Raw genomic sequence first — 246 nt, 5'->3', positions numbered from 1 at the left:
CCGGCCTTGGCCACCGCGAAGTTATCGGTGGGGCCTTTGTAGTTCTTTTTAAGATACTTGTTGGCATTGTTGCCGGCATATAGCGCCGACATCTTCATCATGGTGTTGCTCACCTCCGCCAGCTCTTCGGCTGTTACTTTGCTTTTTACTTCGCCCTGCTCGTCCAGCAATACGTCGTAGTTGTTTACACCCTTGTTGGAGGCGTAGGCTGCACGGAAGTTAACGGTGGGCACGTCGCCGTTGGGA

General features: G+C 53.7%; 1 protein-coding gene. It reads right to left on the bottom strand.

The features are described 5' to 3' along the window. On the bottom strand, nucleotides 1–246 hold a 246-nt coding region (locus KK062_RS30465), incomplete at both ends, for a hypothetical protein (RefSeq protein ID WP_254088143.1).

Origin of the sequence: Dawidia cretensis (assembly GCF_018598175.1) — a bacterium.
Lineage (GTDB): Bacteria > Bacteroidota > Bacteroidia > Cytophagales > Cyclobacteriaceae > Ohtaekwangia > Ohtaekwangia cretensis.
This window is presented reverse-complemented; position numbering and strand designations above follow the sequence as displayed.